The 24340-nt window shown below is 61.8% G+C and carries 13 protein-coding genes; 1 reads left to right on the plus strand and 12 read right to left on the minus strand.

Going from position 1 to position 24340, the window contains the following annotated elements:
* Positions 1 to 7 precede the first annotated feature (7 nt).
* The 9 genes from pglZ to V3C85_RS01285 form a co-directional block, all read right to left on the minus strand.
* Positions 8 to 2500: a BREX-1 system phosphatase PglZ type A gene (pglZ, locus tag V3C85_RS01245; protein WP_331793253.1), complete on the minus strand. Its 2493-nt coding sequence runs from the start codon at positions 2498 to 2500 to the stop codon at positions 8 to 10.
* Positions 2493 to 6023, minus strand: a complete 3531-nt coding sequence (gene pglX, locus V3C85_RS01250) for a BREX-1 system adenine-specific DNA-methyltransferase PglX (protein ID WP_331793254.1) — start codon at positions 6021 to 6023, stop codon at positions 2493 to 2495. Before pglX ends, pglZ begins: the two co-directional genes overlap by 8 nt.
* Entirely contained in the window at positions 6023 to 9544 is a 3522-nt protein-coding gene (gene brxC / locus V3C85_RS01255; RefSeq protein WP_331793255.1) for a BREX system P-loop protein BrxC, read from the minus strand. The genes pglX and brxC overlap by 1 nt, the downstream gene beginning before the upstream one ends.
* Positions 9541 to 10176 carry a DUF1788 domain-containing protein gene (locus V3C85_RS01260; RefSeq protein WP_331793256.1) on the minus strand — a complete coding sequence of 212 codons (636 nt, stop codon included), beginning with the start codon at positions 10174 to 10176 and terminating at the stop codon, positions 9541 to 9543. Before V3C85_RS01260 ends, brxC begins: the two co-directional genes overlap by 4 nt.
* A 1-nt stretch (position 10177) precedes the next feature.
* Positions 10178 to 10765 (minus strand): DUF1819 family protein, encoded by a 588-nt coding sequence (locus tag V3C85_RS01265; RefSeq protein ID WP_331793257.1) that lies wholly within the window; start codon positions 10763 to 10765, stop codon positions 10178 to 10180.
* On the minus strand, positions 10762 to 11625 hold the full coding sequence (locus tag V3C85_RS01270) for a WYL domain-containing protein (protein ID WP_331793259.1): 864 nt from the start codon (positions 11623 to 11625) through the stop codon (positions 10762 to 10764). Before V3C85_RS01270 ends, V3C85_RS01265 begins: the two co-directional genes overlap by 4 nt.
* 228 nt (positions 11626 to 11853) lie before the next feature.
* Entirely contained in the window at positions 11854 to 13011 is a 1158-nt protein-coding gene (locus V3C85_RS01275) for a patatin-like phospholipase family protein (RefSeq protein WP_331793261.1), read from the minus strand.
* Positions 13008 to 15281 (minus strand): ThiF family adenylyltransferase, encoded by a 2274-nt coding sequence (locus V3C85_RS01280; RefSeq protein WP_331793263.1) that lies wholly within the window; start codon positions 15279 to 15281, stop codon positions 13008 to 13010. The genes V3C85_RS01275 and V3C85_RS01280 overlap by 4 nt, the downstream gene beginning before the upstream one ends.
* A 2-nt stretch (positions 15282 to 15283) precedes the next feature.
* Positions 15284 to 16444, minus strand: a complete 1161-nt coding sequence (locus V3C85_RS01285) for a hypothetical protein (RefSeq protein ID WP_331793265.1) — start codon at positions 16442 to 16444, stop codon at positions 15284 to 15286.
* A gap of 144 nt (positions 16445 to 16588) precedes the next feature.
* Here V3C85_RS01285 and V3C85_RS01290 point away from each other — a divergent pair, with 144 nt between their 5' ends.
* Positions 16589 to 17509, plus strand: coding sequence for a WYL domain-containing protein (locus tag V3C85_RS01290; protein WP_331793266.1), 921 nt, complete (start codon positions 16589 to 16591; stop codon positions 17507 to 17509).
* Between the two features lie 13 nt (positions 17510 to 17522).
* Here V3C85_RS01290 and V3C85_RS01295 read toward each other — a convergent pair whose 3' ends face one another.
* The 3 genes from V3C85_RS01295 to V3C85_RS01305 form a co-directional block, all read right to left on the minus strand.
* Complete coding sequence (locus tag V3C85_RS01295) at positions 17523 to 18446, minus strand: DUF2493 domain-containing protein (RefSeq protein ID WP_331793267.1); 924 nt, start codon at positions 18444 to 18446, stop codon at positions 17523 to 17525.
* A 290-nt stretch (positions 18447 to 18736) separates the two neighbouring features.
* Entirely contained in the window at positions 18737 to 19801 is a 1065-nt protein-coding gene (locus V3C85_RS01300) for a DUF7146 domain-containing protein (protein ID WP_331793268.1), read from the minus strand.
* Entirely contained in the window at positions 19801 to 24114 is a 4314-nt protein-coding gene (locus tag V3C85_RS01305; protein ID WP_331793270.1) for a strawberry notch-like NTP hydrolase domain-containing protein, read from the minus strand. Before V3C85_RS01305 ends, V3C85_RS01300 begins: the two co-directional genes overlap by 1 nt.
* Between the last annotated feature and the right edge of the window lie 226 nt (positions 24115 to 24340).

The raw sequence follows: 24340 nt of genomic DNA on the forward strand, positions 1-24340 counted from the left end.
ATCCACCTCACAGGTCGAAATCTCCACTCACGGACCGTTTCAGCCGGAACGTCTCGGTCCGGTAAGGCCGCTCCGGCCCGTCCCCGACCCGGGTCAGCACCAGCCGAACGTCCTTGTCGTTGTAGGCTTCGGCTGCTTTCGCAAGGATGAGCCGCACGGTCGTCTCGCGCCGCCGCGGGTCTTCCGAGGTCTCCACGAACTCCCGCTCTTCCAGATTGGAAAGCACCGCTCCATCCGGCCCATAGAGGCCAATCCGGAGCCGGATCGGACGCCTCTTCTCCGTTACAGGCAGTGTTTGATAGAGTCGGACAGGGTGCTGCCCGGTCGTGATCATACGCGACGCGGTCAAGATCGGCTCAACTTCGACCAGCTCTACATCGCTAGTACGCCGCTTGTTAATCAGGAGGACCGGGATGACCACCTCTTGGAGCGCCGCTCCCCCATGCACGAAGCGCGAGCCGGATCCGGAGAGCCGCAGCCGCCCGATCGAGCGGGGGATCAGGATCTCCGTCTCCCCCTCGAGCCCGACTGCCTTTGCGCTGAACAGGGTCAGACCAGGGGTCTCCTCAAGTCCGGTCCCCAGCACGAAGCGGCGATCCCGATGAGTGATCTTTTCCCCCCGGACCTCGGCTGGGCTGTAGTCTCCCTCATGGATCGGCCGATTTTGGTAGATGAACCCGTGATCCGCGGTGACGATCAGATTGCTCGCGTTGTTCCCGGCCAGGCGCCGGATCAGCTGCTCCAAGTCCTGGATCGCCCGCTCCGCCGCCTCGAACACTTGTCCTTCGCTGGCCGTCTTGTCCCCGGCTGCGTCGATCAGGTTGTGGTAGAGGTAGACCACGTCATGGTCCCGGATGAGCGCGCGGATCTCCTCCTTGTCCATGCGGGCGACCGTCTCAGCCTGGACCGCCGTCGTGGTGCCTGCCTCCTTGCGGCGGGCTAGCACCTTCGCCCGGTTCTCCGTCCCGGTCGCTGACTCCCCGTCCACCAGCACCCCGGATCCCTCCACGGCGATCCGCAGGTCCCGGTTGGGCAGGAGCGCCCCCATCCCGAGCTGGGTGTAGCTGGGCAGGCTGCCGAGCATCGGTTCCAGCCGCGCCTCGAACCGGTCCACCGCCCGGATCCGGCGCAGGAGCTCCTCCCCGATCTCGAACCGGAGCGCGTCGGAGATGATCACGATCACCTTCGCCCCCTTGTTCCGGATCGGGACGACGTGCTGGTCGTAGAACCGGCGCTGGCCGACCACTTGGTCGATCTTCCAGGTCGGGTCCGCGTCGATCGCCCGCTGCCAGGCGTCGTTGAGCGGCATCAGGAACCCGTTCGAGTAAAGGTTCTCGACCCGCTCGCCGAGCTCCGCCACGAGGTCCCGGTGCAGGGTCCGGCCCGCGTGCAGGACGAACTTCCGGTAGGTTTGGTCAATCTGGAACCAGCCGCCCGTGTAGGCGTCGAACCCTGTCCGCATCGTCATCGGCGGGATCGGCACGTCCGCGACGCGCCGTTGTAGGTCGGAGGCGAACCGGACCGCCTCGCAGAGGTCCGCGTATTCCGCCCACCAGAGGCTCCCGCGCCGCTCGCGGACCGCCTCCTCAACCCGCTCATGCGAAAGGTCCCGGTCCAACACCCCCTGGATCAGCGCGCGCAGGACGTGCTGGTCGATCGCCTCGAACTGGGTCATCCGGGCCAGCCGGTCGAGCGGGCGGGCGGGCAGGTCTGACCGGATCGCCAGCGCGTCGGCGTAGGTGGCCGACAGGGTGACGAAGGCGTCCCGATGCCGGGTGTCGTGGCGCCAGCGCCCCATCAGGACGAGCGCCTCCTGCGTGAGCACGGACGGCTCGTCGAGCTCCATCAGGTAGGTCCCCCAGAACAGGGCCTGGGCGAGCCCGGTCACGGACGGGGCTTTCTCCTCATAGCCGTAGAGGGCGCGAACCTCCTCCCAGAGGTGCGCCTCGAGGCCGGACCGGGCGATCAGCCCGATCAGCTTCTCCTCGTCCCGCGCGAGCTCCGAAAGCAGCCCCTCCAGCACTGCGTCGAGCGCGGCGGGGGTGCCGGCGCAGACCGCGATCATCTTCATCCGGATCCGGGCGGCGTTGTCTGTCTCCTCGATCATCCCCTTGAGCCGGTCCACCCGCGCCTTCGCTTCGAAGAACTTCGCATGGGCTTCCACCAGGTCCGAGAACCGGGGCGGCAGGCCCAGCTCCATCAGGAGGAGCGCGCCCCGGTCGGCAAGGAACACTCCGTGCCCCATCTCGAGGTCGAGGAGCCAGTTCTCCGGGTCCGGCGGGACCGCCCCGGGCCGGTAGACGAGGAAGTTGTCGCGCGGCGCCTCCCGGATCAGGCGGTGCTTGAGCATGAACTCGTTGTTCGCCACCTCCGTCTTGGTGACGCCCGGGATGGTGATAGCGTCGAACTCCTCGCGGAAGCGCGCCTCCGGGTCGTGCCAGAACACGATCCGGTGCTTGCGAAAGCTCCGTTCCAGCCCCGCCTGGATCCGGTCACGCATCCTCGTCCTCCAGCCCCTTGATCGGCCGCAGGACCCCGGGGAACCTCGGATAGTTCCGCTTCACCCCGTCATCCAGATCGATCCGGATCCGCTCCACCGCCAGCGGGTAGAGGGTGTCGCGCTCCCACTCGGTCACCTCGGCGATCTGCTTGGTGAACCGGTCGATGTCCCGCTTGGCCCGGTTCTTCTCAGCCGGGGTCGCGTCCGGGCTGATCTCGGTCGCCTTGGCGGCGCGCAGGGCCGCCTCCAGCCGGTCGCGCAGGCCCCGGACGTAGTCGTTCAGGGTGATGTTCAGCGTGTCTGGGGTATAGCGGTGCATGTAGATCAGCGCCTGGAACGCCCCCTTCGGGCTCGAGACGAGCCAGTAGATCGGGCGCTTCTTGTAGCGCTGGACGTGGTCCGTGTAGAAGTCCTTCGCAAGGTAGGTCCGGACCTCCTTGCCGAGCGCGGCGCGCATGAACTCCAGGTTCTCGACCAGCCGGTCCGCCCCGAAGGTGATCGACAGGAACTCGCGGAACCGCTGATAGGCGTCGTCGGCGAACCAGTCCTCCTCGAACAGCGGGATCACGTTGTCCCGGTCTGGGGCGAAGGTCGGCTCCGGGATCCGGTCCAGATACGTCTGGGCCGTGTCGCCCTGGTTGGCGAGGATCAGGCCCGGCGCGTCGAGGCTGTAACGGCCGAACATGCAGCCGATCGCGAAGGAGATCAGCTCCTTCATCGTGTCGGCCAGCAGGCGAGCCTCGCGCTCGTCTTCCGTCCCCTTCACCCCGTAGCGGTAGGCCGGATTGCAGGTGAGGGTGATCTCCTCGATCGGGACCTCCGGGGTCAGCTCGTCCTGAAGCCCGTAGGCGTCGATGAAGATCCGGTTGTTCTCCTCCTCCAGCCGCAGCATCTCCGCCGTCATGTCTGCCCAGTGGGCGCGGAGGCGTGCATAGGTGGCTTCCAGCGTGCCGGACCGGTGGTCCGGGGACAGGAGGGGGAGCGTGGTGAAGTCCCACGAGGTTTCGTAGGCGTCCCAGTCAGCGCGGGCACTATCTACGGCATTAACCGCGTTTTCTTCAGCTCTAGCACGATCTCCCTCTACCAGAGGGAACTCCGCGAAATCACCCGCCTTGAAATGCATCGTCGGATTTAGAATGGAGGCTACATATGTGCCCACGTGGGAATTGCATATTGATGCGCAAAGCCAGCGGTAGTCTTCTTCATTGCGCGTGAATGCACTCAGGCCCGTAGCGTCAAATATGAATCCTTCTGGGAAGAGGCGAGCTGAAAGACCTCTCGTTGTAATATCCGACCACGATATCGATGGGCGAAAGATAAAATCCAGATTGAAGTTGTGCGCCCAAATTCGATCCCCTGAGGGGTGCTTGCGATTTTGCAGTTGCCGACCATCATTTTCCCAGTTTACAATATGCTCATCATTCCCAAACCACTTTCTTTTCTCTCCTCCCTTGTTGTAGGGAAACCATTTTGCACCAGAACTTGCCGCATGGTTACGATTGGTTGCGCCCCGACATACACTCGAAGCATTCACCTCGAAGGAGAACCTTACATAGTCCTCGTTCTTCCCTGTAGTTAGGCCTTCCCGAGCTTCGAGAACGCTGTCGAAGTCTGGCGCAGTTGCAAATACCTCACGTAGCTCGGACGATATCCAATACGCGAGGGGGTCGCCGGGTATTCTCTTGAAATCGATCTCACGGGCAGAATAACGGATGGGCGAAAGCAAATCCTTTGATGCGCGCATTAGTGCTTCTGACTTCTCACTCTCTGACCTGCCATCCGTCAGCCGAATGAAAGTTGCTGAATGCTCGGGGCTTCGTGAGACAGCAAGGACGAAAGCGGTCGTAGAGACAACTTCGCCACCAATCGAGTCGAAGGCACGCTCACCTAGATGTGCCATCGAAAGGAAGTGAGATTGCAAATAGAGCATGTCCCTAAATGCCTGAAACCGGCTAATGAACATCCAGTTCTGCATCGTAATCATAGCGACCGTGCCTGATGCTTGGCACAGCCTTAGGTTCCTCTCGATGAACGCAGAAAAAAGATCGCGCTTAGAGTTTGTATAGTGTTTCTCTAGCCATGCCTTTAGCTGCGTATTTGCGTTGCTCGCACCCATATACGGCGGGTTCGCCACAACCACGTGATACCGCGGTGTCAGCGCCTCCGCCATGCGCAGCACGGCCACCACCCGGTCCCGAATCCCCTTCAGCAAGAGGTCTGACCCAAAATCCCGCGCCTCCACCACCCGCAGGGTCTCTGCCGGGTCGCGCAGCTTCGGCACAATGAGCGAGCCGAAGTTCTTCGCCTGCTCGAACTGCATCAGCGTCGTGCGCAGCTCGTCGGTGAACAGATCGCGCCCCACGACGGCCGCCACGTCCTGCATCTCGGCGGGGGTGAAGGTGACGTTCTCCAGCACCATGACGTCCGGCCCCACCTCCATCCGCAGGAACCGCCGCCGCCCCAGCTTAGCTGCCGCCTTCATCGCCAGCGCGAAGGCCGCGAGCGCCCCGGCCCGGTCGTCGATCTCGATCCCGGTCAGGTTGTGGGTCAGGATCAGACCCGGGATCTCGGCGGGCGGGAACCCCTCCTCCTCGTAGATCGCGTAGAGGAGGTCGAAGGCATAGGTCAGCATGTGACCGGACCCGCAGGCCGGGTCGCAGATCCGGATATTCTGCGGCCCGGAGATGCGCAGGAAGTCCGTTTCCGGCTCCTCGGGGGCGATGTAATACTCCATCCGCTCCGCGAGGCGCGATGCGGGCCGGTTCAGGAGCCAGAGCCGGCCGAGCGAGTTCTCGACCAGGTAGCGCACGATCCAGTGCGGGGTGAACAGCTGCGTCGCCGCCGGAATGTTTTCGGCGGTGATTTTTTGGTTCTTTTTCAGGCCGGCAAAGACCTGATCCTTCTTCTCCGAGATGTAGAACTGGTAGAGCCAGCCGATGATCTCGACGTCCTGACAGGCGTCCTCGGTCATCACCTCCCGCATCCGGCTGACCCAACCGTCGGCGGCCAGAAGGTCAGTCGGCATCAGGAGTTCGGTGTAGTCCGCGATCGTTTCGAACAGGAACGGCATGACCCGGCTCAGGTCATTGCATGCGGCGACGAGGAGAAGGCGATATGCCTCTACCTGCGGCTCGCGTGACGGGGCGCGCTCCTCGAGCAGGTCGCGGATCCGGTTGGCAACCGGAGCGCGGACGTAGTCCGGTATCGACCCCGCGGCCGCTTGGTCGAGCAGCTCCGGCCGGGTCCGGTCTGTTGCCAGGCTCACCACCATCGGGGTAAGGTAGCCGTTCACATCCATATAGCGCAGCGCGGTGAACCGATTGAACCAGGTGTAGGCCACCTGCTCCACCACCATGGCGTGGCCGATCTCCGTGATCCGCCCTTCAAGGGTACGGATCGCCTCTGGCGCCTCGCGCCGCTCCGCGCTCTCCGGGGCGAGGACGGCGTCCAGCTTGCGTGCGACCTGCCCCATCAGGTCGGTTCGAGTCCGCTGCGCGAAGGTCTTGAGCCGGTTCGTGTCCATCAGGGGGTGATCCTCTTGCCTTTCCGGACCGCGCCCAGCATCGCCGTGCGCATGGTCGTGAGATATTCTTCCACGTCAGCCTCAGAGCTGATCAGGGGCCGGTCGAACCGGACCCCCAGATCGGCGAGGTGGACGATTTCAACCTTCGGGGGCGGGGTGATCGGGCCGCCCGATGCATCGTCGAATCCGCCGGATGGTGTGGGCTGGGGCTTCGACTGGATGAGCCGGGAGATCAGCTGCGGGTACCGGTCGCGCCGGAACCCGCTCAGAACGGTCCGAATCGACGGGATCAGTCGCTCTTGGGTGAACCGCTCCTCAATAGCGCTCAACGCCGTCCGGACTTCCCCTTGCGTCGTGGCGGCAGCCTCGGTGAACTCGGGCGAGGCGAGGAGCTGGTAGGAGAGGGCGCGCAGATCTGCCGTCGCAGTCTCCCGCTCCTTCGCCACCAAGCCCCGGATGTCCGACTTGAGCCGGTCGAGGTCTGTCTTGATCCCCTGGACCTTCGTGCCTCGGTAGACGTCGGGCGCCTCCGCCGCGGTCCGGATCCGATCGAAGAGGGCAGCGTCAACGAAGTCGAGGTTCGCCGCCTCCGCCAGCAGCACCCGGCGCGCCTCGTCAAGGATCTCCCGCTGTGGGCCGTTCAGGAAGGCATGGATCGGATCGTAGAGGTCCTCCTTCAGTCCCGCCAAGTCATCCCCGGTCTTGCCGGCGAGGTGCGAGACGTACCAGGAGGCGGGCTTGCCGCGCAGCTCCGCGAGCGCTGTCCGGAACGGGGTGAGGGCGGTGACGAACGGGTAGTCCCTGTCCCGTGAGAGATGCGTCTCGACGGACCGGGCCAGTTCTTCGATCGCCTCCCCGGTCTCCCGGCCGATCCCCTTCCCGTCGCTGGACGAGGGCGTGCGGCCAAACAGGTCCTGGTAGAGCCGGCGCAGCGCCATCACGTCGGAGGCACCGAACGCGTCCACCGGCTCGAGGTTCAAGTTGGGCCGGACGGTCGCGTTGAGGAGGGCCGCGCGCAGCCCAACCCCCTCGAGCGGGTCCCCGGACACGGATGCCTCAAGCCGACCGCGTCCGATCAGGGCCCCGATGAGGCATAGGGTGGCTGCCTCCGGCCAGCCGTAGGGGGGCTTCTCGAATGCCTCGATCAGCCCTTTTGCGGTGCTCCGTAGCGCGTTCTTCCGGTTCGCGGTGATCCTGTTTAGGACCTCCGCTTCCGCCTCCGTGAGCTGACCATCATCAGTCATCTCGAGGTGACGGTCGAGATCGGCTTCCTTATAGGTGGCCTCGCGCAGCATGCCTAGCGAGGTGAAGACCCGGTCCACCAGCGTCTGAAACCCGGCCTCGATCCGCCCCCTCGGGTCGGAGGCGCGCAAGTCAAGCCTCTCACCGCGCACTAGAAGGTTCGCCTCAGAGATCCGGTCACGTAACGCAGCCAGAAGGCGCCGACGGCGGACGTCGTTGTTGGCGCCTTTGGCGCGCAGGATCCCGGTCACACCTTCTCGGTGCTCGGTCGAGGTCTCCCGGGTCAGATACCGTTTCGTCTTCAGGTAGGCGGCTAGCTCGTCCACGAGCCAGCTTTCCTCACGTAACACGATCAACAGTTCATTGTTGGTGATGGACCGAGTGGCGAGGGTCTGATCGCCCCGCTCTGACGGGGCCATGTAGGGGGTTATCAGGTTGATCGCGAGCGCGTGCTCCCGCCCGATTAGCGCGTGGTGAATTCGCTGCGTGAACGGGAAGGTCTGCCCGGACTTCTCATACGTAATCGCCTTGCGACCGCCCAAGATCTCCCCGAACAGCATCTCGCTCAGCTCCCGGGTGACATCTGACGCGTCGAGGCCAATCGCCTTGATCTTCTGCTCGATGTCTTTTTCCTCGTCGGTAAGGAACTCGTAGAGGTCCCCGTTCCGTTGGACGTAGGACTCCTGCTCGAGCAGGGCGAGCGCCGTCTCCACTTCCCGTTTATGCCGAGTCGGGTCCAGGTCGAGCCGGTCCCGCATTAGGATACTAACGTTCCGGGCCGTCGACTTGAACTCATCGACGTATTTGACGAGGAAGAGCGCCTTCAAAACCCGAACCGCGAACGGGTTCTGCTCACCGATCTGGCGTTCCGCGCTCATGATCGCGTGCTGTGCGGACGCCTTCAACACAGACCGGACCCCCTCGAACATCCGATCAAAAGTGGAGAGCGCCCCAAGCGGCTCGCCCATCATCGCGCGACCCACCTCCTGGAACGCGCCCAGCATGGACCGCTCCCCTGTCGAAGTGTGGCGCCCTTCGAACGCGTTTTGGTCCGACAGGGTCCGGATCGCCTTTTGGAATAAATCGTACTGATACGGATGGAACGGATAGGAACGGATGAAGTGGTTCCGGTCCCGGAAACCTCGCATCGTCTGGGTCCCGTCCCCGAACTCGAAGAGGCTGCGCAGGTTCTCTGCGTGATCGTCATAGAGGAGTCCGAGGTCGGTCATGACCCCCGGCTTCTTAAGTAGAAGCCGCTCTTGTATTACCTCCGCCACGTCCGCCGCATTGAGCGGCAGCTTAACGTCAAACCGGCCCATGATCTTCGAGAAGTCGTTCCCGTTGGACCGGTTCATCTCTCCAATGATCGTATCCATTTCCTGCTGGGCGGTCACCACAATCCAGGCCCGGCCACGGCAGCGGGTGTTCAGGCTCTCGGCGATCGTCTGGAGGTTCGTCATTAGCCGGACATTGTCTGCGATGTACTGGCCTACTTCGTCGACGAAGAAGTTCAGCCGAAACCCTGGGTTGGCCTTCTCTTCGCGAGCGATATATGCGCTTACCCGGTCCGCAAAATCTGCGATCGAGAGGGTTCGGTCCTCCCGGTACTCCTTGAGGATGTTGCCGGATGGGACCGGGTTCTCGGTCGCTTCGGTAAAAGCGTCGGTGATCGCGCGCCCGGCCATGTTGGCTGAGCGGCGGCCGATCTCCCAGGTCCTGCCGCTGATCCGTTCGAAGGCGGCTCGGAAGGCTGGGAGGCGCCCGTCCTCGTCCAAGTGGCGCTCGAAATCGGCCACATGAGGCATCTGGCCATAGTAGCCTTGCATGTCGTCGAAGACCCGTACGAAGACGGAGAGGAGAGCGTCCGCTTGATCCTTCGCAACGGCGTTCGCCTGCTGATCGATGTTGAACAGAACGGACCGAGACGGAATCCTAGCCGACTTGCGCAGCGCCTCGAGGAGGAACAGATCCTCCCGGAACTTGTCCTCGAAGAAGGAGAGGGGCGTGCGCCCGCCCGTCTCCCGGTTCTCCAGGAGCAGCGCAAGCATCTTTAGGAGGTGGGACTTGCCTGAACCGAAGAAACCTGAGATCCAGACCCCGTTCCCGCTCTTCCCCTCATTGTAGGCGTCGAGGAAGGTCTGGAGCCGCTTGGCTACCTCCCGGGTGACCACGTACTCCTCCAGCTCGACGGTCAGGCTCTCAGTGTCATCTGCCTTGATGACTCCGTCGATGTGGCGGTTAATGTCCTTGAGGAAGATGTCCTTCAGGGGAACGGTCATGTGGCCTCCCTCATATGTAGCAGGTTGTGGGCGCGGTAATAGTGGTCCTCTTCGAGCCGGCAAAGGACCTGGAGCGAGGACCCGTTTGCGAAGCCGTGGGCGTAGCGGCCCGGGAAGAAAATGATCGTCGGGGCGTCTTTCAGGACGCTCTGGAGGTTGTTCAGGATCAGGTGGGACCGGATAACCGGGAACACCTCGCCAACCCCAGTCAAAAACAGGACCCGGAACGGCCGCTTCGCGGTTCGCTCCCGGATGCGCGGGATCAGCACCTCGCGCAGGTTCAGGGTGCTCTGGAGCTCCTCGAGCAGGACGGACTTTGGCTCGGCCCGCTCAAAGGCGGCAAGCTCCTCCCAGCCCACCTGCTCGCGCAGGAGCTCGATCATCAGATCGTAGAGGTTGATTTCGAGGACCGGAACCCCGTCTCCCTCCAGTTCCCCGATCAGGAGGCGGCACTCCTCCTCCATCCGGACCTGGTCCTCCGGGGCGAAGGGGCAGAGATAGAACGGGATCTCGTTCCCGGGCCCGGTGGTGCGCAGCACGCGCGGGCTGGTGATCAGGCGGCGCAGATGCGCGCGCAATTCCGGCCCCACCCGGGCCATCGCCCCCTGGTCAACGACGAAGCTCAGGTCCATCTCAGCCTCCTCCCGGAATCAGGTCGAGCCCGGATCCGGGGCCCGAGGCGAGCAGGTCCCGCAGCGCCCCGCTCAGGCGGGGCGCGCAGACCCGGTTCTCTGCGTCGATCAGCTCCGCTTCCCGCAACATCCGAAACGCCCCGCTGCGCAGGCGCGCGCGGGTGCTAGGCCTGAGTCTGGCGATCTCCCCTGCATCCACTCCCTTTCCATCAAGGAAGCCGTCAAATTCGGAAGCCCTGATCTCCGGTTGGAATGTCCGAAGCCGCTCGTCGAGGACCTCATGGGCAAACTCGGCGAGGATCCGGTACTTCCGGCAGGCGGCAATCCACATGAGAGCGCGCGCGTCGGTCATACCTGCCTCGGCCAGGTGAGCAATTTCTGTTTCGGTTAGGTGCGAGAGGCGGCCCAACACTTCATTGCGTATCCGCTTCACGGAACTTGCGCCGCCACGGGCAACAAATACGCCAGCAGGCGCGGCCTTACGGACCTCGCCCCAAGTCGACCCACTGGCGCGTAGCCGCGCGAGTTCTACTCCCTCATGGAGGAACAGACCGCCGACTGTGAAGGAAAGGGTATAGGTTGAAGTCATGACCGATTTGCACCCACCAAACAATTTGGATTGAGCAACACGATCTGCTGATCTTGGGGCGGTCTCGCACTTGGATCGGTATCCAGCCCAAGCCGTCGCAAGGCGTAATAAAGAAGGGCGCGCCTGACTTTGATCGCTGCCTTTCCGGCATCCATGCCGTAGTCGAGTGCGATGACCTTGGCCTGCGTCGGCGACAGATCAGGATGCGGGCCTATCTCGAGGACCACTTCATCATTCCAATCTGCGTCCCTGGAAGGCACCGCGGCGCTCTCAGTGCAGCCGCGAATCTCGATCATCCGAGAGAGAAGGAAATCCTTGAAGACTTCCTCGGACAGACAATAGGCGCGAGTGTGCCAGCGGAAGCCATCAAAAGCGATTGCGTGTGGCGCGATCCAGCGCCAGCGCGGCTCAGGGCTAGACAAGGACTGATACCTAACCTCGATGGCGCCCGAGCGACGGATGGCACCAACCACTGACCGGAGCGTGACGGGTTCAACACTCCTCACAGGCGTGGGCGAGGCTGCATAGGGCGGTAGGTCGGCTATCCAAGAGTCTTCCCTGTCGAGGATACCGTCAGCGACAGACCTCAGCTGGGCCAGATAGCGACTCGCGTCAGGCTCGAGGAAATGCGACCGGAACCGCGGCCCGCGGACGTATGTCCGGACGCTTTTGTCGTAGATCATATTGTCCGGCGCGAAACCGATATAGCGGTTCAGATCCATGGACGCTTGGTTCACCGAAACCCCGAATTGATCCATGACGTCACTTCGGTTCACGTGCCCCTCCCAGAACAGCCGGAACTCTATGAACTCGAGACGCTGCTCGACTCCCCAGCGTAGATCCGACTTATCGTTCGACACGACTTCCCCCAAGCACTAACGTGCGCATTAAAACTATGCGCGCCCAATAACTGGGCCTCCACTGACCCTAGGGCCTAGGCTTCGGATTTTCAACGCTAATCGGGCCGCCGCTGTCCATCGATATCGGGAGCTTGCATCCAATGCTCCACAAGGAACAAACGGGTACTGAAATTTGAGGTGACGCAAGCGGACCAACGCAGTCGCCTTTTTCGAAAAGCACACGATGCCTCAAGGGACAACAGGGTAGCTTGATGCAGCGTCCGGAATGGCTGCCCGAGCCTTGAGCGATGCATCGGCACCAGCATAGCCGGCTTTGATGAGCAGCTGTTGTTCGCTTTTAGAAAATTGGTTGAGCCGTGTTCGCATGTCAGCCGCATGTCGGGCTTCATCGCGCGATAGCTCCAACGGATACTCGATGCCGTATTGCTCCGGTGCTGTTCCAATGTCCCAGTAGACAACATTCCGTTGGCCCAGGTTTGCCATTCCGAACAGAATCCGCTGGCGCGAGTTCTGGACCTGCTGCTGGATGATGCTTAGCGTCCGATAGGTTTGCCCGACCCATCGACCGCCTGGCCTTCCGACATCAGGTATTGTCTTCCCTGCATCACTGACAAGAATCGTGCGACAGCGCTTCCATACGCGCTCTAGGCCGAGATTATCGTACACGCCGCCGTCGGTAAGTACGGCATGCTCTGTATAAGGTGGCCTATGAAGGTCGGCGCCGACTGTTGCCTTGACGCGCTGACCGGTGAAATCGATTGTGACCGGCGACAAGAGAGGCGGGAAAGCCGATGATGCAGCTACCACTCTTGATAAGGCCAAGTCAGGTTTTTCAATGATGCCGACACGGTAATCCGCAGCATAGCCCTTGGAAAACCGCCAGCCACTGCCGGTCTGCAGGTTCGTGGCCATAAAGGTGAAGCGCGGAGTGTCCGACAGGTCTTGTAGGCTGGCACCATTGAAAAGGTATCGGTCGTACGAATAAGCGATACTGTCTGCCGCCGTACATCCGGGAAGAAAGCTGTAGAGGATGGCCCGGAGGTCGATCCCTATTCCAACAAAGCTAAGCAGCGGAACAACGACTTCTTGGTGGAAGTTCTTGGCATGGCCTGAGGTGTCGAAGTCCAGGTCTTTCCAGCGCAGCGCCAATAACCCGGCGGTAATTGATCCGCCAGAGACACTGGCCACCTCGGAAATCCGGGCGAGGTATCCGAGTTCGTTGAGCCGGATCAGCGCTCCGAGGTGATAGATTGTCGCACGGTAACCGCCACCGGATAGGCAAAGGCCGATCTTGTTTTCGACTTTCCGAGCATTGAGAAGGTCCCCGCCCGTGGAGTTTTCGGCGAACTGGCTATGAATGTCCCGAGCCACATTGGTCTCAGTCAATGGATCGCCTCGTCAGCATCGACGCTCTGCCAATCTCCCAAAATCAGGCGGAATGCCAGGTTGTCTCCGGCAATGCCCATCAAAGCTGGCAGCCCCTCGTTTCGCAGTTCTTCGGTTAGCCACGTTATCTGACGAATGTCGGTAACGCTGGGTATCGTCGAAGAACCCACGGGATGCGAATGCCACTCACCAACATATCGCACCTGATAAAGTGAACGTTCAGATGCTTCCTTGACAGCGTCGGCGAGTCCAACGACACCTCGCTCAAACGATTGAACGCTGCCTGAGCTGTCCAACGGCGCAGACATTGCCCTAACGATCTGGATAGTCTGGCGGCTAGTGTCCACAATGCCAAGGAGAACCCCGCCCGTTTCTTTGGGAAGGTTTTCTGCCCGACAGTGGGCGATCTCCTGGACAACGGAGGCGCCGTAGCTGACCACCCATGTGCCAAATGAGACGCGCTCAACAGCCTCACCATCTTCATGGCTCACCGAAACGCTAAGGTCCTCCAGCACTGTCCAGATCGAAACGCGGGCGGACGGAACCTTTGCCGCCTCGATCACAGCGCGAGATGCAATGGCTCCCAAAAGGGCCGCCGAAGACGCGGGTATGCGGTTGGTCACAGCACGACAGGACCCACTATAGCGCAAGCCGCCTCCTGGCACCCGAAGATGGGCACCGAGGTCAGATCGTGTCTGGACCAAGTGATGATATTGGGCTTCCAGATCGTTCAACCTGATACTCCGATCAGAACTTTCCGCCAAGAGTACGATGGCCGAGCCCTGCGGGTTAAAGAAAATCGAAATGCAGCGAGCGGTGCCATTTAGGTCGGAAATATGCCTAGAGACGGCGACCGAGGCCGAAGCGTCAAGGATGATGTCGGCGTTTGAAATTGCATCAGCAAGACTGGTATAAACTTGGCCGTCGGCGGTCAGGATGTCGGCCTTCAATCCATGCGCCGTGTCGCCAGTCAGGCTACTGACATAATGGGCAAGGGCAGGTGCTTTTGGTGCCCCTGTATCATGCGGGAAGAGCGCATGTCGCGCGAAATTGTGTGGCAGGAGAATGTCGTCATCGACGATCGTCCAATCAAAATGCCCTTCGCGTGCGAGGTTGGTGGCCAGATGCGAACCGAGTGAACCCGCGCCAATCAAAACAGCCTTACGGCGGTCTGGCTCGACTTGGCCACTGACGGCGTACCCGGTGTCGCGATCAAACCCCAAATGAACGTCAGCAGGTTCAATCCGCATGATTGACAGATCAGGATCAGTTCCGGCGCCGAGAATCCTGACATAGCCTGAACTTGAACCCTCACCACTATTGTTTTGCGAAAGGAGACCCATCCCGACACCTACATCTCCTGCGCGATCATGGGTAACGAAAGCGCGCAGATCGTGAGCAATCCGTCCGGTTTCATCGGTAACTGGAAACGCAACGACAATGACAATCCTGGCGTTCAATCGACGCACGGCGTCATTCCCCAGTCCCGCCCATGAACTGAGCCTTTGGCGAAGCAAAGAAACCAAATCGACACCGGATCCAGCCAATTGTCTAGCCAGACCAATTAACGACTGAGGCGCAAACTGGATACGGCGCATTCCTTGCGGTGGGACAGATACTGGTATCACAACAAAAGCCGCAGCTTCGTTCCGGTTTGGATTTGCTAGTTGGGTGATAATGATCGACTTATTGTCTGAGCGTAGAAACCCGACGAGCTCGGCCGGCTGATCTCCAGCACGCAAGGCATCTCTTGGGATGACGAGCTTCATCGGGTTGAGGAAGAAAAGGGGTTCGAGTGGCTGCGCCTGATCGTGCAACTCTCCCGAAGCGGCTTTCGCCAACCAAAGCTGGATGCGCTTTAGGAAGTCCGCAGGTGTGTGGGTCAGGCGTCCTTCCTGCCAAGGCCGATCGTCAATACAAATTGATCGTGGAAATCCCTCAGGTGTCCAGTTCTGGTGCATCGTCTCAGGGAAGTCCAGGCGGAGCGCCAGTACGGAAGGCTGGATTGATTCTCCGCCGAACACGACGGCAATGGGTTCAATTCTTCGGATGGGCGCTGCCAGTTCCTGCGGACGTTCAACCTCGACTTCAAGCAGAAGAGCAGCCGATTGGCCATCTCGAGCTTGGCGCACCCCAACCAAACTGACGCCCATTGCATCGCCTTCATTTATCAGGCCAGCAAGTGTTCGGACAGCTTTAATGGGGCAGTCCACCACGTCTATGGGGTCACCAAACTCAACCCACCAACCATGCAGGACTTCCTCCGCCACCTTTAGCCCGCCCGCGCAGGAGCAGCGACGACGCTAGCGGCGCCGGCGATTGCCGAGACAGTAAGCAGGCGCGCCCCGCGCTCGGTGATCTCGATCTGAATCGGCTTGGGCTTTGCGGCAGAGGGGCTCTCCATCGTCACCTTAAAGGTACCATCTGCATCACGGGCCACCGCCTTGTAGTAGTTGCCTGCCTGACGGTGCGGGGGTTGAACATCCTTATCTTCTGCGCTGCCTTTGACTGGCATCGCCTTACTTGTCGAAACCATGACATGGCGCTCGCGACCTTGTGTCTCACAAAGCCATGCAACGTCCGCGGTCGGCTTAGTCGTGTCTTCGCCCTTTTCCCACCCAATGGCGGTGTACGAGCAATGATGTGGAATCTTGAAGATATCCCACAGGAGACGGTCTTCGTTACCGTGCCGTTTGGTCGTTTGGACCATCTGGTCGATGGAATCGCAATGGATATCCGACATGAACAGCGCATACGTCTCGCGCCTGTTTTCAAGGAACGTCGCTTGAAAGACGATGCTGTCCTGGTTGCGATCGACGACACCATTGTCATCCTGACGCCAGCCGAAAGGGCTGTGGATGAAGAATTCGGCCCGTTCCGAGCCGAACTTCGAGAAACCCGGCACATAAGTACCGGCGTCGGTGATCAAATGTGCGCGCGAGTCCAGCGAAAGGCCTTGCTTTTCGAGCCAGTCTTGCAGCTTCTTAGGCCGCGAGAAGACGCGAATGCCATAGCCTTGACGCAAGCGGTGACGCGCTTCTTGTCGGATGATGCGGGCGCTGTCTTGGATCCCGTCCTCAAGGATAGCAGCGGCGGGTACCCATAGTTCCTTGATCTTGATACGACCTTCGCCCTGGTACTTCGAAGCATGTTCCATCCAGAAAAAGTCTCCGGCACCGCAGCAATGGTCGTCGTCGAGATGGGTGAAACAGACAACGTCGTAGTTGTCCCGCTTCGCTGCGCGCAGATCTGCCTTTAGGGCATCCGGGAGGTCGATACGCGTGTCGAATGTATCGGCGGCGTTGCGCATGTTGGCGTAGTCCACGAGCATCTTCTTCCCGTCGGCCAGGTCAATACGGGTACAGTCGGCGTTGCCGAGCGGGTGGAAAGTAAGAGTTGCAGTCACTTTGAGCTCCTCAATCTGATGTTTCACTGTGGATGCGCTCGTTCAAATGGCTCTTGGCTCCAGCTCGGGGCCTGGAGAGCTTGTTGACTGCCGACTCCAGATGGGATAAGTAACTATACATGTCATGTTGCGATGTCAATATAGTTTTTATCCCCATCTAGCGAGGACACCATGAGTGAAGAGAGCCCTGCAATCAGATGGGGTGTAGAGCAGAGGCTGGAGTTCATCGAATTCCGGCTGTTCTGGGAAGGTGGGATCAACCGTGGCGACATCATCGCGATGTTTGGCGTTTCGGTACCTCAGGCATCGAAAGACCTGACAATGTACCAAGAAGTCGCGCCTGGAAACATCGACTACGACAAGAGCGCCAAGCGATACATCCCTTCTCAGGCGTTCCATCCACGGTTTCTAAGGCCGGAGCCAGACGTCTACCTGAGCCGTCTGCGCGCGCAGGGTGAGGGCTTTTCCAGACCCGGGGAAGCTTGGCTCTCCCGTGTGCCGGACATTGACATCGCATTAACGCCGCATCGCAACATCGATACAGCGGTACTGCGCACTGTATTGATGGCGATGCGGGACCGCCGGTCAATCGACGTTCTCTACCAATCGATGAACACCAAGCGACCCGACCCGCTTTGGCGTCGCATCACGCCCCATGCTTTTGGCTACGATGGCTTCCGATGGCATGCTCGCGCTTTCTGCCATGTGGAAAATGCTTTCAAGGACTTCCTGCTTCCTCGGATTCTTGAAACGGGATCATTCGGTGATCCAATCGCTCTGGGAGAAAGGGACACGCTCTGGCAGGAGCATGTTGACATAAGAATTGCGCCACATCCGCTGCTGACGGAAAGCCAGAAGAAAGTCGTGTCCAAGGACTACGGCATGATCGACGGCACAGTGGTGCTGAGCATCCGCCAGGCAATGCTGTTTTACGTCCTCAAGAGACTGGGCCTCTTGGGAGACCCAGAAAATGCAAACCCAAGGCAACAGCATATTGTTCTCTTGAACAAGACGGACGCCCAGTTTGTCTTGGCTCGAACCGACGCGATACAAGCGAGTACCGAAAGTGGAGTCCCGGCTGATCGTCGTTGAATGGCAAGGGGGCTCACGCCCCCTGTCCGAACCTCATGACCGGGATGCCCATCTTGCGGGCTTTGTCGGCGAGGTTGTCCTGGATGCCTGTGCCCGGGAAGACCACGACGCCGATCGGCATGCAGTCGAGCATCTGGTCGTTGCGCTTGAAGGGTGCGGCCTTGGCGTGTTTGGACCAGTCTGGCTTGAATGCGACCTGCGGCACCTTGCGGTTGGAGGCCCAAGTGGCCGCGATGCGCTCGGCGCCCTTGGGTGATCCACCATGCAACAGCACCATGTCGGGGTGTTTGGCGTGGATCTGATCGAGACGATCCCAGATCATCCGGTGATCGGTGGTGTCTCCGCCCGAGAAGGCAACTTTTGGCCCCGGGGGCACCAGGCTCTCGGTTTCTGCGCGTTTCTTGGCGGCGATGAAGTCGCGGCTGTCGATCATCGCGGCGGTCAGGTGGCGATGGCTGGTGCGGGAGCCCGAGCGCGGTGACCAATGGGTCCCGGTGGCCTTGAGGAAGAGGTCTGCAGCGGTTTCGCGGAAGAGTTCCATGCTCTCACGCCGGTCGATCAAGCCCTGCCCAATGTCGATCAGGGTTTCAAGCTGGACCGATTTCACCTCGGAGCCGTCCTGTTCGCGCTGAAGGCGTTTCTGCGCTTGCTCGTTGTCGTCGAGCTTGGTCTCGATCCGCTCGGCGGCGCGGTGGAAGGTGTTGACGGTCGACCACAGGATCTCGTCGAGGTCGAAATCGAGGCTGGTGTCGGCCATGGTGGAGATCAGCGCGTCGAAGATGTCGGCGACGGCGGTCTGGATGACGTGGTCTTCGGGCGTGATCCGGGGATCGGCCTCGCCCGCTGCGGGACGGTAGCCATAAAGCTGAAGGTCCTGGATCCTGGTGTCGGTCGGCGAGGAGGTGTGATCGGGTTCGAATTCGTCATGGGCGTACATGGGATGCTCCATCGTCTGGACCGCGACCCTCGCGGCCTTCATGGCGACGAAAAGCCGACAAGCGGTCCGGTCTGGCAGCCCGAGCCTTTTGCGAGGGCCTCGATGGCCAAGCCCGGCTATTTTGCCTCGCGATGCAAAGGCGGGGACTTCCCCGCCGGCGGAAAATAGTCGGGCGCCGCCATTGCCTGACCGGAACGCTTGTGGGCCGCTCGCCCTCTAGAAGGCCGAGGCGCGGTCCCGCTGATGGAACTGCAGCCTCGAATACCCGTGATGAGATCGGACCTTTTGGATCACCCGCTTCGGCGGGTCACTTGGTCCTGCGTCAGAAAGCGGCTGACGTCCTCCGGCGCGAGTTGCACCCGGATATGCGCCCGAAGTGCACCCAGACCGCGGGTGACAAGATCGTCGTTGAAATCCCCCAACATGGGAGAGAGCGTGATTGCTTCGATCCCGACCTCGTGCGCCCGGGCAACCAAGCTATCCCTTGCACCGTCCCCCGCCGGATCGTTGTCGCGGACGATATAGAGCCTGCGCAGAGGTGCCGGAAAGAGAAAGGCTGCGAGATGTCCGGCCGATAGTCCCGCAACCATCGGCATCTTTGGCAGGGCCTGTCGGAGGGAGAGCACGGTCTCGATCCCCTCCCCCGCTGCCATGACCTCTTTGGCCACCCCGAACCGAACCGCGTGGCCGAGCAAGTCCCCCATCGCCTTCCGCTGTGTGTCGACAGGTGCCTTTGAGCCGCCATCGCGCGCAAGCCAAGTGCGGTGCACCCCGGTGACCTTGCCTTCGAGGTCGGTGACGGCAGCGATCATGGCGGGCCAGGTCTCGGTCTGATCCTCGCCCTGCCCCCGATAGTAGCAGTTCGGATGGAACTTCAGGGCGCTTGTGTCGCGGAGATCTGTGATGCCGCGCGACCGCAAATAGGTTGCCGCCAGCGAGCCTTTGAGCGGACCGGACATGCTGAGGAGCCGCCGTGCCGCTTCAGACGAACCAGATGGTGCGGGTGCCAGTTTCGGGGTTGGGGTGTTCGGCACTGATTCTAGTTCCGGCAGGCTGAGGAAGCGCCGGGCCTCCTCGAGGACGTCGGCAAAATCGGTGAGCCCAAGGCTTTCGCGGATGACGTCGAGGAGATCACCATGGCTGCCTTCTGATGGGTCCTGCCACTTACCAGCGGCACCCTTACCCGAAGTTGGACCGGTAAGGCGCACGAACATCGAGCGCCCTGCCGTGTTGCGGACATCGCCAACCTGCCAATAGTTGCCCTGCCTGCGCCCGTTGGAGAGATAGGTTCGGCAGACAGCCTCGGCCTGTTGGCCAAGGCGCTGCGCCAAATCTGCGGCATCAATACGGGACATCAGGCAACCTCACGCTCGGAAATGCGGGAGATAGGCCAGAGGTTGAAGAGCTTGGCAAGAACTCCCGCTCCATCAGGTCCAACCGGCACGAAGAACCGCAGTTTCCAAGAGATGATTTCGCTGAAGAGGCCGTAAGCCCGGAGCCGCTCGCGCATGACCTCAGAGAACCCGGTCAACTCGATCCGGTTCACCCCCATGACGCGGGACCGGCGCAGCTGCAGGCTCTCGGTCAGGTCGAGGATCGTCTTGCCTTCAATCAGCGCGGCGTAGGCCTGTTCGGCGGAGAGGCTGGGCACCCCTGCCCCGGTTGCCGTGGCGGCCCAGGCGGGCGAGACCCTGCGGCCGATAATCCTCTCGCCGTCGTCGGTCTGCAGCCGATAGACGCGGGTCTCGTCCTGGGGCAGGCGCTTCCAGACTGGCAGGAGCAGACCTGAGACGACATGCAGTGTGCTGTCGGTGAACTCCGGCACTTCGGCCACCTCCGCAGTCCAAGCGGCGACAAAGGCGGGGCGATCTGTCTCGACCCATTGCGTGCCGCCCATAAGGCGGATGGCGATACTCTGACTTTCCGTGGGGCGGATCAGCCGCACGCGTCGTTCGATCTCGCCATCATCCAGCATCAGGCTGGTGGTCGGCACCTGCACTGCCGCCCGCCCCGAGCGGGTATTGATCATCAGGACGGTGCGCGGGTCGTCGAGTTCGGCGAGGGCATCATCCAAGAGTCGCGGCCGGTTGCGGCGACGTTCCGTGATGGAGAGAAGCCGGGTTTCTGCGCCAGTGGCCGGGTGAGAGTAGATCACCTGCCGGTCAGTGACGCGGAAGCTTTCGGCGCGCAGGGTTTCCAGCCCAAGATCATATGTGCCCGAGGCCATCGCCCCGTCGATCCGAGTCTCGAGCAGCTGCTCGAAGGCCGTGAAGAGGATGCCCTGCATCTCGATGGTCAGGGCCAGGAGCCGGTTCAGGAAGGTGGTGATCGGCGGCAGATCATCTTTGATGCCATTGCTATCCATCAGCTTCAGGCCGGTTGCCGCCTCGAAGCGCTGCAGCGAACAGCCTTCGATCTTGCCGCGCACGATCAGAAGGTAAAGTTGGCGCAGCGCGTCTCGCGCATAGAGGCTTTCGAGATTGTCCTCGGGCCGGAACAGCCCCTGCCCTCCTGTCTGACGTTGGCCGCGGGTGATGGCGCCCAATGTGTCGAGGCGGCGGGCGATGGTGCTGAGGAAACGTTTCTCTGCTTTCACATCGGTCGAGATCGGCCGGAACAGTGGGGGCTGCGCTTGGTTGGTCCGGTTGGTGCGCCCGAGTCCTTGGATGGCGGCATCGGCCTTCCAGCCCGGTTCCAGCAGGTAGTGGACCCTGAGCCTCTGGTTCTTGGCCGAAAGCTCGGCGTGATAGCTGCGCCCGGTGCCGCCCGCATCGGAGAAGATCAGGACGCGCTTCTGGTCATCCATGAAGGCAGAGGTCTCGGCAAGGTTGGCTGATGGCGCGCGGGTTTCCACGGCAAGTCGTGCCGTCGAACCTTCGCCCTTGCGGATGATGCGGCGCGACCGTCCCGTCACTTCAGCGACCATCTCCGTCCCGAAATGCTGGATCACTTGATCGAGCGCGCCCGGAACTGCGGGCAACGATCCGAGGTGCTCCAGCATTTCATCGCGCCGGCGCACGGCCTCGCGGCATTCGACCGGCTGACCATCGCGGAACACCGGGCGTGAGGACAGATTGCCTTCACCATCGGTGAACGGTTCATAGAGTTGCACCGGGAAGGAATGTTGCAAATACGACCCGACGTATTCCCTGGGCGTGACGTCCACCGTCAGATCGTTCCATTCGTCGGTCGGGATTTCCGCCAAGCGCCGTTCCATCAGCGCCTCGCCGGTCGAGACGAGCTGGATGACCGTGGCATGGCCTTCCGCCAGATCGGCGGTGACGGATCGGATCAGCGTCGGGGTCTTCATCGAGGTCAGCAGATGGCCGAAGAAGCGCTGCTTCGTCGATTCAAAGGCAGAGCGCGCGGCAGATTTGGCCTGCCGGTTCAGTGTGCCGTCCGACCCCGTGATGTTCGCCGCCTCCATCGCCGCATCGAGGTTGTTGTGGATGACGGCGAAAGCACCCGCGTAAGCATCATAGATGCGGCGCTGTTCTTCGGTCAGCTGATGTTCGATCAGCTCATATTCGACGCTGTCATAGGAAAGCGACCTTGCGGTGTAGAGGCCGAGGGCGCGAAGATCGCGGGCCAGCACCTCCATGGCGGCAACGCCGCCGGCCTCGATTGCCTCGACGAATTCAGCACGGGTAGCGAAGGGGAAATCCTCCCCGCCCCAGAGGCCAAGCCGCTGGGCATAAGCGAGATTGTGGACCGTCGTGGCCCCGGTTGCAGAGACATAGACAATGCGGGCGTCGGGCAGTGCGTGTTGCAGGCGCAGGCCTGCCCTGCCCTGCTGCGAGGCATCGACATCGCCACGCTCGCCCTTGCCGCCTCCGGCATTTTGCATGGCGTGGCTTTCGTCGAAGACGATGACGCCGTCAAAGTCGCGGCCCAGCCAGTCCACGATCTGACGGACGCGAGAGACCTTTTCGCCTCGATCATCCGAGCGGAGCGTCGCATAGGTGGTGAAGAGGATGCCCTCCGACAAGGTGATCGGCTTGCCTTGGGCGAAGCGTGACAGCGGCGTGACTTGGAGCCGTTCTTGCCCAAGGGCCGACCAGTCGCGTTGCGCGTCCTCAATCAGCTTGTCGGATTTCGAAATCCAGACTGCCTTGCGCCGACCTCGCTGCCAGTTGTCGAGGATGACGCCGGCCGATTGGCGGCCCTTGCCTGCCCCCGTGCCATCGCCCAGCATGAAGCCGCGACGGAAGCGGACCGAGCCAGCCACTCCGTCAGCAGCAGCGCCGACCGTGTCGAAGGTCTCGTCCACGGTCCAGCTTCCGTCAAGAAGGTCGGAATGGGCCTCGCCGGCATAGATTACCGTCTCCAGCTGGGCGTCCGACAGCCGCTGGCAGATGTCCGCAGGCAACATGGGCCGATAGGTCGGCCGCGGCGGCGCGACCGAGGCCATGGCAGCGGATTGCACCAGCTTGGTCGGATGCGGCACTGCGCCGGGAATCCGGATCGATTGGAGACTGTATTCTTCGTAGATCGCGTCCGACAGGCGGGCGGCATCGGGCGGGACCGCGTCGATGGGCTCATAGCCGAGTTCGACGGCAGGGGGCGTACCGCCGGGTTTGCGGGCCACCGGGGCGGCATTGGCCCGGGCGAGATAGCCGCGGACTGAGCGCGGAGGCGACGTGGGTGACGGCGGCTTCGGCAAATCGACGTTAGCACGCGACGGTACATGGTCGGCTATCCAGCTGAGAAGGGTCGCGACGTCGGGTGCAATACCGAGAGAGGCCGGGAAGCGCGTGGGATCGTCGGCCGGGATTTTGTCAATCACGGTCAGTCGCGTCGGAAACGTCGTGCCATGCCGCGCATAGACCGAGCCGTCGATCGCCGCCGAGAACACCACCTGCCCCCGTCCCTGCAATCTCACGAAAGCATCACGCCAAGCAGGCATGTCGGGGCCGAAACCGGCGCCGGTGATCGTGACCAATCGCCCACCTGGCGCTAGGCGCGCGAGCGCGGAGGCGATGTGCCGGAAGGTGGCGTCCTGAACTTTGCCGGTGACGTTCGCCATCGCAGAAAACGGTGGGTTCATCAGGACCACGGAAGGCACCGCCGCTGTGTCGAGGTGGTCGTGAATCTGGGCCGCATCGAAGCGGCTGACGGAAAGAGCGGCAAAGAGGGAAGCGAGGAGGTCAGCCCGGGTGTCGGCCAGCTCGTTTAGGATCAGACTGCCGCCCGAGATTTCGGCGAGAATGGCCAGTAGACCGGTGCCTGCCGAAGGCTCCAGCACCACATCGTCGGGGCCAATCGCGGCAGCGGTCAGTGCAGTGAGCCCCAGCGGGATCGGTGTGGAGAACTGCTGCAACGCCTCGCTTTCTTCGGAACGGCGTGTGTGGCTGGGCAGGAGGTCGACAATCTTGGCAAGCGTGGCCAGCCGCGCCGCAGGTGCGTCGGCTTGGCGAAAGATGGCGCGGCCGTATTTCCGCAGGAACAGGACGGTCGCGGCTTCGCAGGCCTCATAGGCCGTCTTCCAGTCCCAGAGGCCGGAGGCATCGGAAGCGCCAAAGGCAGTTTCCATCGCTGTGCGCAGCATGGCGGCGTCGACCCGTTGCCCGCGTTCGAGCGCCGGGAGTAAAAGGCCAGCCGCAGCCAGGATGGCAGAAGCCGAGGCGACCGGCGCTTGCGCCAAGGTCGTCGGAGAAAGGTCGTTCATCGGGAATTCCTCAAGAGAGCGGGAACGGGTCAGGCCCGATCAGCGCTCTCTCACCCGCCGGACCTGACCCGTCACGGCACCCCTCTCCCTCTTCGCGCCAGGGACAGTCGCCCGAATGGGTGGAGACTGCCTTGGCAGGCTCCAGTCCGAAGGACCAGGGCCCGGTCCCGGCGGCACGCCGGGAGGTGCCAAGGCAACCCTTCTAGAACACGACTAGTTCCGAGCG

The organism is Pseudotabrizicola sp. L79, from assembly GCF_036553525.1.
Classification (GTDB): Bacteria; Pseudomonadota; Alphaproteobacteria; order Rhodobacterales; family Rhodobacteraceae; genus Pseudotabrizicola.